General features: G+C 70.2%; 11 protein-coding genes. 5 read left to right on the top strand and 6 right to left on the bottom strand.

What is annotated here, in order from left to right:
- A partial coding sequence (locus VM306_RS31795) for a DUF2252 family protein (RefSeq protein ID WP_325521452.1) occupies positions 1-717 on the top strand: 717 nt, incomplete at its 5' end.
- Between the two features lie 44 nt (positions 718-761).
- On the top strand, positions 762-1,166 hold the full coding sequence (locus tag VM306_RS31790) for a GNAT family N-acetyltransferase (protein ID WP_325521451.1): 405 nt from the start codon (positions 762-764) through the stop codon (positions 1,164-1,166).
- Here the strand turns inward: VM306_RS31790 and VM306_RS31785 are convergent.
- The 5 genes from VM306_RS31785 to zapE form a co-directional block, all read right to left on the bottom strand.
- Positions 1,150-1,332: a DUF397 domain-containing protein gene (locus VM306_RS31785; RefSeq protein ID WP_325521450.1), complete on the bottom strand. Its 183-nt coding sequence runs from the start codon at positions 1,330-1,332 to the stop codon at positions 1,150-1,152. The genes VM306_RS31790 and VM306_RS31785 overlap by 17 nt on opposite strands.
- On the bottom strand, positions 1,307-2,152 hold the full coding sequence (locus tag VM306_RS31780; protein WP_325521449.1) for a helix-turn-helix transcriptional regulator: 846 nt from the start codon (positions 2,150-2,152) through the stop codon (positions 1,307-1,309). The genes VM306_RS31785 and VM306_RS31780 overlap by 26 nt, the downstream gene beginning before the upstream one ends.
- A gap of 58 nt (positions 2,153-2,210) precedes the next feature.
- The gene (locus VM306_RS31775; protein ID WP_325521448.1) at positions 2,211-3,806 is read right to left on the bottom strand and encodes an ABC-F family ATP-binding cassette domain-containing protein; all 1,596 of its coding nucleotides are present in this window, start codon (positions 3,804-3,806) and stop codon (positions 2,211-2,213) included.
- A gap of 49 nt (positions 3,807-3,855) precedes the next feature.
- Positions 3,856-4,101: a DUF3040 domain-containing protein gene (locus VM306_RS31770; protein WP_325521447.1), complete on the bottom strand. Its 246-nt coding sequence runs from the start codon at positions 4,099-4,101 to the stop codon at positions 3,856-3,858.
- A 72-nt stretch (positions 4,102-4,173) separates the two neighbouring features.
- The gene (gene zapE, locus VM306_RS31765) at positions 4,174-5,166 is read right to left on the bottom strand and encodes a cell division protein ZapE (protein ID WP_325521446.1); all 993 of its coding nucleotides are present in this window, start codon (positions 5,164-5,166) and stop codon (positions 4,174-4,176) included.
- A gap of 66 nt (positions 5,167-5,232) precedes the next feature.
- On the opposite strand from zapE, the gene VM306_RS31760 reads away from it, so the two are divergent.
- Both VM306_RS31760 and VM306_RS31755 read left to right on the top strand, forming a co-directional pair.
- Complete coding sequence (locus VM306_RS31760) at positions 5,233-5,886, top strand: pyrimidine reductase family protein (RefSeq protein WP_325521445.1); 654 nt, start codon at positions 5,233-5,235, stop codon at positions 5,884-5,886.
- A 17-nt stretch (positions 5,887-5,903) separates the two neighbouring features.
- Positions 5,904-6,968, top strand: a complete 1,065-nt coding sequence (locus VM306_RS31755) for an ATP-dependent DNA ligase (RefSeq protein ID WP_325521444.1) — start codon at positions 5,904-5,906, stop codon at positions 6,966-6,968.
- Here VM306_RS31755 and VM306_RS31750 read toward each other — a convergent pair.
- Entirely contained in the window at positions 6,965-7,834 is an 870-nt protein-coding gene (locus VM306_RS31750) for an EamA family transporter (RefSeq protein WP_325521443.1), read from the bottom strand. The two genes, VM306_RS31755 and VM306_RS31750, sit on opposite strands and share 4 nt — an antisense overlap.
- Before the next feature lie 111 nt (positions 7,835-7,945).
- On the opposite strand from VM306_RS31750, the gene VM306_RS31745 reads away from it, so the two are divergent.
- On the top strand, positions 7,946-9,441 hold a 1,496-nt coding region (locus VM306_RS31745), incomplete at its 3' end, for an alpha/beta fold hydrolase (RefSeq protein ID WP_325521442.1).

Raw genomic sequence — 9,441 nt, 5'->3', positions numbered from 1 at the left:
GCCCGGTTCGCCGCGAAGTGGACCGCGCACGACGGCGAGAAGTGGCGGTTCGTCACGAACCCGCCGACGTTCACCGACGTCACGCCTTCGACGGCCGACGCCGTGATCGGCGCGCTTCCGTCCTACGTGAACAGCCTGCGCGAGTCGCGGCGAAACCTGATCATGCGCTACGGCGTCTCCGACGTGGCGTTCCGCGTCGTCGGCACCGGCAGCGTCGGCCTGCGCAACTACCTGGTCCTGCTGCACGGCAACGGCTCCGAAGCACTGGTGCTGCAAGCCAAAGAAGCCCGGTCTTCGGCGTTGCAGCCGTTTCTGGACGTCGACCCCGCCAAGCACGAGGGCAAGCGGATCGTGCACGGCGCCCGGCTCGTGCAGGCGGAGACGGACATCCTGCTGGGCTGGACGACGATCGACGGCCGGCCGTTCATCGTCCGGCAGTTCCGCAACCGCAAGGGCGAGATCGACGCGACGACCCTGAAGCGCGACGACCTGGACGACTACGGCCGGTTCGCCGGTGCCTTGCTGGCGCGCGCCCACACCCGTTCGCTGGACCCGCGGCTGCTGGCCGGGTACTTCCAGGACGGCGACGGCAACGACCTGGACGAGGCGTTCGCGAAGTACGCGTCCGACTACGCCGACCAGACCGAGGCCGACCACGAGGAGCTGACCAGGCTGGTCAGGAACGGGAAGCTGCCCGCGGTCGCCGAGGACCGGTGACGCGCCTGCGGGCCCCCGCCGCGGAGTTGACCTAGCCTGACGTGGTGAAGATCCGCCGCGCCGCCTCCCCCGACGACGTGCTCGCCGCCGCGCACCTGTTCGACGCGCCGCCGCGGCCGGACGCGACCGCCCGGTTCCTGGCGCAGGACCACAGCCACCTGCTGATCGCCTACGTCGGTGACGTGCCCGCCGGGTTCGCGTCCGGCGTGGAGATGACACACCCGGACAAGGGCACGGAGATGTTCCTCTACGAGCTGGGCGTGGACGACGCGTTCCTGCGCCGCGGCATCGGCACCGCCCTGGTCGAGGCCCTGAAGGCCCTTGCCGCGGAACGGGGTTGCTACGCGATGTGGACCGGCGCCGCCACGGGCGACGCGGCGGCGCAGGCCACCTACCGGAAGACGGGCGCGTCGATCGACGACGGCGCCTTCGTCAGCTGGGAGCTGTGATCTCGCGGACCAACGCGTGCCAGGCGTCGGTGGAGAAGGCGAGGGTCGAGGCCGGGTTCTTGGAGTCGCGCACAAGAGCGTCGTGGGCGAGCGAGACCTCCACGCATTCGCTGTCACCGGTCCCGCTGCTGTAGCTGCTCTTACGCCAGATCCGTTCGTGAGTCATGGGAATCCCCTCGGAGTCCGCTGACGTAGTCCGCCAGCATGCTCCGGGATTGTTCCTCATCCAAGGCGATGGAATCCAGGTGTGTGAAAAGCGCCCTGCTCCGCGCGACAGCGGCGTTGTCCTGGGCGAACACCTTGGCGAGGCTGTTCTCGGTGTAGGCGATCGGCGACGCCTTCTCGAACTCGAAGAGAGTGCACTTCGGCTGGACGACGGCCTTCATGGCCGAGGTGGGCACGATCCGCACGACGTGGGTTTTGAAAAGGAGCCGCAGGTACTGGTCCGCCATGAGCCTGGCATCCCCGAACCGGACCTGAAGCGCGATCTCGTGCAGGTAGAAAACGCACTCCGGGCGGTTGTGCCGCCGCATGATCGCCTGTCGTTCGACGCGCAGCTGGATCAACCTGTCGATGTCCTCGGGAGCCTCGATCCCCGTCTCCACGAACAGCTCTCGCGCATAGGCCTCCGTCTGTACGAGCCCGTGAATCGTCACGACGTCGTAGGCGGTGATCTTCGTTGCCATCGACTCCGCCATCGCGATGGTGCGAAGGTTGTCCGGAACCTGCACGAAGTAGAGGTCGAAGGCGTGGCGGTAGCGGCGGCGGAACTCCTCGAAGAAGTCGATGTCCTTGCCGCACAGCGTCAGGAACTGCACCAGGTCGATCTCGCTGGCGCGCGCCCGTCCGTGCTCGATGTTCGACACCTTGCTGGGGTCCCAGCCGAGCTGGACGGCGAGCGCGCGGCCGGTGAGTCCCGTGCAGGACTCGCGCACCCGGCGCAGCTCGTCGCCCAGGTCCCTGCTGTAGGCGGTGGAGATGGTCATTCCGCCGACGCTAGGGCTTGAAGTCAGTCCCAGAAGGGGCTCGTTCGGGTGAAAACCATCAGGTCCAGACGGGTTCGTCCACTTCGGACACCTTCCCGTCCGCGCGGAAGTGCAGGAACCGGTCGAACGACTTCGCGAACCACCTGTCGTGCGTGACCGCGACGACCGTGCCCTCGAAGTCGTTCAGCGCGTTCTGCAGCGCCTCCGCCGAGGCGAGGTCGAGGTTGTCCGTGGGCTCGTCGAGCAGCAGCAACGTCGCGCCGGACAGCTCCAGCAGCAGGATCTGGAAGCGGGCCTGCTGGCCGCCGGAGAGGTTCTCGAACCGCTGGTCGCCCGCCTTGCCGAGGCCGTAGCGGCCCAGCACGGACATGGCGGCGCCGCGCTCCTTGCCCGGCCGCCGGCCCTCGCCGTGCCAGAGGATGTCCACGAGCGTGCGGCCGAGCCACTCCGGGTGCTCGTGCGTCTGCGCGAACAGGCCGGGCACGACGCGGGCGCCGAGCTTCCACGCGCCGGAGGTCCGCACATCGTCGCCGCCGAGCAGCCGTAGGAAGTGGCTCTTGCCGGAGCCGTTCGAGCCCAGCACGGCGACCCGGTCGCCGAAGAAGATCTCCTGCGAGAACGGCTTCATCAGCCCGGTCAGTTCCAGCTGCTCGCACGTGATCGCGCGAACGGCGGTACGCCCGCCCTTGAGGCGAGGGGTGACCTTCTCGTCGGTCGGGATCTCCGGAGGAGGACCGGCGTCCTCGTACCGTTGGAGGCGCGCGGCCATCACGCGGTACTTCTGGGCCATCACCTCGGAGTACTTGCCCTGCTGCTGGAGGGTGCGCACGAGCTCCTTGAGGCGTTCGTGCTCCTCGTTCCAGCGGCGGTGGTCTTCGAGGAGCTTCTCGATGCGTTTGACGCGGGCGGCGTGCCAGGTGGCGAACGAGCCGGAGTGCGTCCAGGCGGAGTGGGCCTCGACGGTGACGACGTGCGTGGCGGCGTTGGCGAGCAGTTCGCGGTCGTGGCTGACGACGAGCACAGCCTTGTCGGTGGCCCTCAGACGGTCCTCCAGCCAGCGCTTGCCGGGGACGTCGAGGTAGTTGTCGGGCTCGTCGAGCAGCAGGACCTGCTCGTGGCCGCGCAGGAGCGTTTCGAGGACCAGCCGCTTCTGCTCACCGCCGGACAGCGTGCGGACCTCGCGGAACCGCGCGCGGTCGTAGGGCAGGCCGAGCGCGGCGACCGTGACGGTGTCCCAGAGGACCTCGACGTCGTAGCCGCCGGCCTCGCCATAGCTGGTCAGTGCGTTCGCGTACCGCATCTGGGCGGCTTCGTCGTCGGTGTCCATCAGCGCGAGCTCGGCGTCGTCGAGCTCGCGCGCGGCAGCTCTCAGCGCCTCGGGCGCGACGGACAGCAAGAGGTCGCGCACGAGTGAGTCGTCCCGGACGGAGCCGATGAACTGCGGCATCACCGCGAGCCCGCCCTGCACGTGCACGCTGCCCTGCTTCGGGGTGAGCTCGCCCGACAGGATCCGCTGCAGCGTCGTCTTGCCCACGCCGTTGGCGCCCACGAGCGCGACCACGGTCCCGCCGCTCACCTTGAACGAGACGTCGCGGAACAGCTCCCGGCCGTCCGGCAGGGTGTACGCGAGCCCGTTCGCTTCCAGATGTCCCACGTCGGAGATCGTCGGGGTACCCGGCCGTGAAAGCCAGCGAGTTTCGGAACTACCGCAGGCGCACCGGGTACTTCCTGAACATCATCACACCCGCTGTGACCACCAGGCACTGGAACGCGGCACCGAACGCCCCGATCACCGTCAGCAGCACCGTGAGGCCGCCGAAGACGAGCAGGAGGGAGTAGAGCAGCCAGGGCCGCACCTGGCGGTTCATGGTGCGGGCCAGTCTCGGTTCGTCCGCCAACAACCGCTGCTCGATCTCCTCGAGCGAGCGGCGCTCGGCTTCACTCAGCATGGGTGCCTCCGGAGGACGTCGGGACGTCATCATTCCCACTCGTCACCAGTGGATACTCGAACGCCGCCGGAGTCAAACCCTGGACAGTGCGACCAATCGGCTGACAGCGCGCAGATACTTCTTCCGGTACCCGCCGTTCAGCATCTCCTCGGTGAACAACTCCGACAGCGGCAGCCCCGACACGGCGACGGGGACGTCGCGGTCGTAGAGCCGGTCGCCGAACGCCACGAGCCGCAACCCGACGTTCTGGTCGGGCGCGGGCTTGACGTCCCGCAGGTGCACGGCGGTGACGCCGTCGAGCAGCCGGCCGTACTTCGACGGGTGGACGCGGGCGAGCGCCTCGCACAGGTCGTCGAAGTCGTCGATGGTCGAGCCGGGGGTGTTCGCGGCCCTGGCCTCCAGGTCGGCGGCGGACAGCGGCGGCGGGGCGTCGGGCAGGCCGCGGTGGCGGTAGTCGGGGCCGTCGACGCGCACGACGTCGAACTTCGAGGACATCGACTGGATCTCGCGCAGGAAGTCGGCGGCGGCGAACCGGCCCTCGCCGAGCTTGTCGGGAAGCGTGTTCGAGGTGGCGGCGACGAACACGCCCTGGGCGGTCAGCTCCTTGATCAGGCGCGTGACCAGCATGGTGTCGCCGGGGTCGTCGAGCTCGAACTCGTCGATGGCGAGCAGCTTGTGGCCGCTGAGCCGCTTCACGGCCTCGGGGAAGGTCAGGACGCCGACCAGGTTCGTCAGCTCGACGAACGTGCCGTAGGCCTTGGGGCCCGGCACGGCGTGCCAGAGGGAGGCGAGCAGGTGGGTCTTGCCGACGCCGAAGCCGCCGTCGAGGTAGAGGCCGAGCTTGCCCTCGTCCTCGTTCCTCGAACCGAACAGCGACCACTTCTTGCGCTTGAGGCTGACCCGCGCGGCGAACAGGCGACCGGCCTCGACCGCGGCGGCCTGGCTGGGCTCGTCCGGGTTGGGGATGTAGGTGTCGAAGCTGACGGTGTCGAACATCGGCGGCGGGACCAGGCCCTCGACCAGTTCGTCGGCACCGATCTGGGGATCCCGGTCGGACAGGCGCATGTCCGCACCCTATCGGCGTGGTGGGATGGGTTCGTGCAGATGTTGTGGCCCTCACCGGGCGTTGAGATGACCGACACAGACCTCGAGTCGCTCTACGCGTACCCGGCGGACCGCACGTGGGTGGCCGCCAACTTCGTGTCCAGCGTGGACGGTGCGGTGTCGGTCGACGGGCGCTCCGCGGGCCTGGGCTCCCCCGCCGACAAGAAGATCTACTCGCTGGGTCGCGAGCTCTCTGACGTGGTGATGGTGGGTGCCACGACCGTGCTCGTGGAGGGGTATCGCGGTGCCCGGCGGGAGCGGCCGTTGCCGATCGCGGTCGTGACGGCACGCGGGTCGCTGACGCCGGACCTGCCGCTGTTCACGGACACCGAGGTGCCGCCGATCGTGATCACCTGCGCGGCCGCGCGGATGCCCGCGCTGCCCGCCGACGTGATCGTCGCGGGTGAGACCGAGGTGGATCTTCCGCTGGCGGTGTCGGAGCTCGCGGCGCGGGGACTGGGGCGGATCAACCTCGAAGGCGGGCCGCGGTTGTTCGGGTCCATGGTCGCCGCGGACCTGGTCGACGCGCTGAACTTGACGGTGTCACCGTTGCTGGCCGTGGGCGGCGCCTCGCGGATCGCGACCGGGCCCGTCGTGCCGCCCGTCGACCTGACGCTCGCGTCGGTGCTGCGCGCGGACGACGTGCTGCTGTTGCGATACCTGCGGCGGAATTCCAGCTGAGGAGGCAGGATGTGCGCGTGGACCTCCCGCTGACACCGCCGTTGCAGCCGATGCTCGCCACCGCGGTGGACGGCATCCCGGACGACGCGAACCTGTTCTTCGAACCGAAGTGGGACGGATTCCGGTGCGTGGTGTTCCGCGCCGGCGACGAGGTGTTGCTGCAGTCGCGCAGCGGCAAGCCGCTCAACCGCTACTTCCCCGAGGTCGTCGCCTCGATGCTCGACGTGCTGCCCGACCGCGTGGTCGTCGACGGCGAGCTGGTGGTGGCGAAGAACGACGAGCTGGACTTCGACGCGCTGGCCGAGCGCATCCACCCGGCGGCCTCGCGGGTGACGATGCTGTCGGAGTCGGCGCCGGCCACGTTCGTCGCGTTCGACCTGCTCGCGCTGGGGTCCGAGGTGCTGCTGGAGTCGCCGACGATCGCCCGCCGCGAGGCGTTGCTCGAGCTGCCCGGCCTGAACATCACGCCCGCGACGACCTCGGTCGAGACGGCCCGGCAGTGGTTCAGCCTGTTCGAGGGCGCGGGCCTCGACGGCGTGATGGGCAAGCCGTCGGACGGGCCCTACACGCCGGGCAAGCGTTCGATGATCAAGGTGAAGCACGCGCGGACCGCGGACGTCGTGCTCGCGGGTCTGCGCTGGCACAAGGACACCGAGCCCGGCACGGCCGTCGGCTCGTTGCTGCTCGGTGTCTACGACTCCGACGACGTGCTGCACCACATCGGCGTCTGCGGGTCGTTCAAGGCCGCCGAACGCCGCGAGCTGGCCGCCGAGCTCGCGCCGTTGATCACCGACTCGTCCGGGCACCCGTGGGCGGAGCCCGTTCCCGGTCAGCGCATCCCCGGCGAGATCAACCGGTGGCGCGGCAAGCAGGCCGAGTACGTGGCGCTGCGGCCGGAGCGGGTGCTGGAGATCCACTACACGCAGACAGAGGGCGACGCGCCGGTGCGGTTGCGGCACAACGGCCAGTTCGCGCGGTGGCGCCCGGACCGCGAACCGCTGTCGTGCCGCTACGACCAGCTGGAGATCCCGGCCCGGTACGACGTCGCGTCGGTGCTGAAGGGCGAGCTGCGGGCCCGTTAGACCTCGGGTCTCGCCGATCTCGTCGCGCCCACCGAGGCGATCACGACGCAGCAGACGGCGACCCACTGCACCGGGGCGAGGTACTCGCCGAGCAGCACCAGACCCGCCACCGCGGCCACCGCCGGTTCGAGCGACATCAGGATGCCGAACACGCGTGGGGGCATGCGCCGCAACGCCTCCAGCTCCAGCGAGTACGGCACCACCGACGACATCAGCGCGACCGCGACCGCCGCCGCCAGCACGACCGGGTCGAGCAGCGCCGTGCCCGCTGACGTGACGCCGAAGGGCAGTGCGATCGCGGCGCCCACCACCATCGCGAGCGCGAGGCCCTTGCCGTCGGTGGTGGTGCTGCCGAGCTTGGCCGTGACGAGGATGTACGCCGCCCACAACGCGCCCGCGGCCAGCGCGAAGAGCACGCCCGTCCACAACAGACCGCCCTCCACGCGTGTGAGCAGCACCACGCCCGCGCCCGCGAGCAGCACCCACACGCCGTCGAGCCAGCGCCGTGAGCCCGCGACGGCCACCGCGAGCGGGCCGAGGAACTCGATGGTGACGGCCGCGCCGAGCGGGATGCGGTCGATCGCGGAGTAGAAGCAGAAATTCATCGCCGCGAGCACCACGCCGTAGGTGACGACCACGGTCAGCGTGCGGCGGTCCATTGTGAGCGATGGACGCCAGATCGCGACCAGCACGATCGCGGCCACGAGCAGGCGCAGCGTCACTGTGCCGACCGCACCGGCCGTCGCGAACAGCTGCTTCGCGACGGCCGCGCCCACCTGCACGCTGACGATGCCGAGCAGGACGAGAGCCGTCGGCGGGATGCCGCCCAGGAGCCTGGCGACGGGAAGCCGATCAGCGTGAGACATGCGTCCATCCTGTCTCACGGGGTTCTCACCTTGCCCGTGCGAGGCTCGTGTTCCGGAGTGTGAACGAGAGTGAGGACACCTGTGCGTCGCGCTGCCTTGGCCCTACTGGCAGTGAGCGTGCTGACGGCGTGCAGCGCGGGACCCTCGACCCGGCCGGTGATCGCCGTGAAGGGCGAGGACAACGGGCCGGTCGACCAGAGCGCGTTCGCGGGACCGCAACCCGTGCCACCGCTCAGCGAGTACAACAAGGACTCGCTGGCGTGGTCGCCGTGCAACGAGCAGATGAAGGACCGCATCGGCGCCAACGCCCCGCAGACCGACCAGACGTACGAGTGCACGCGCATGACCGCCGTGCTCGACCCGCCGGGACGCCCCGGACGCGGCACGATCGGCATCGCGCTGATGCGCGTCGGCACGGGCAAGAGCGCGCTGGTCGTGGTGAACGACCCCGGCGGCGAGCCCGGCACGGTGAAGGCCGCGCGGCTCGCGGCGACGTTGCCGAAGGACGTCCTCAGCACGTACACGCTCATCGGCATGGACCGCCGCGGCACGGGTCGTTCGGACGGTTTGTCCTGCGTACCGCAGGCAACGCGCGCGCAGCTCGTGGAGTTCGACCCCGCTCAGGCCGAGCAGTCGAACCTCGTCGTCGCCGCCGGTGAGGCGTCGCAGGAGTGCGTGCTCGACCTGGAGGGCAGGCTGACCGCGTTCGACTCGTGGCGCACCGCCGCCGACCTCGAACGCCTCCGCGACCACCTCGGCACCGAGCGCCTGAACGCGATCGGCCTGGGCGAGGGCTCGCGCGTCATCACGACCTACGCCCAGCGCTACCCGTCCCGCATCGGCCGCACCGTCCTCGACGGCGCCCCGGACCCGGCACTCGACCAGGTGGGCGTCCTGGAGTCCCGCGCGGTAGCCGCCGAGGCGACGCTCGACGCGTTCGCCCGCGACTGCAAGATCCGCAACTGCGCCCTGACGAGCCCGCGCGAGGACGTGCAGGCACTGCTGACGCAGCTGCGCACGACACGAGTCCGCGGCGACTACGTGGACCTCACCCCCGGCTCCGCCCTGAACGCGATCACCGCGGGCCTGGCCGACCGCTCCCGCTGGCCGGCGCTGGCCGACGCCCTGGTGAAGGCCCGCGGCGGCGACCCCGCCGGCCTCTTCGCCTTCCTCGACCCGCTGGTGAACGACCTGGACGAGAGCCCGCCCCGCTTCGACGCGGGCCTGATCATCGGCTGCAACGACACCGCCACCCGAATCCCACCCGACCGGGTGAAGGCGCTGAGCGCGGACTGGCAGGGCAAGTACGCGATGTTCGGCGCCCTGTACGCCCGCCAGCTGCTGCACTGCAACCCGTTCCCGCCACCCAAGGCGGAGAAGGTGGACGCCCTGAAGAGCGCGCCGCCGATCGTCGTGCTGAGCACGGCCAACGACCTCTCGACCCCCGCGCCCGGCACCGAGCACGCGGCGCAGCGGCTGCCGGGGTCGGCGTTGGTCGGGTGGCAGGGCAGCGGGCACGGGGCTCTCGGGCTGTCGGGGTGCGCGACCACCGCCGTGCGGGACTACCTGATCGACGCGAGGGTTCCGTCGAACGGCACGGTCTGCCC

The organism is Lentzea sp. (assembly GCF_035525475.1).
Taxonomy (GTDB): domain Bacteria; phylum Actinomycetota; class Actinomycetes; order Mycobacteriales; family Pseudonocardiaceae; genus Lentzea.
The sequence above is the reverse complement of the archived record's forward strand: the minus strand, read 5'-3'. Positions and strand labels throughout refer to the sequence as shown.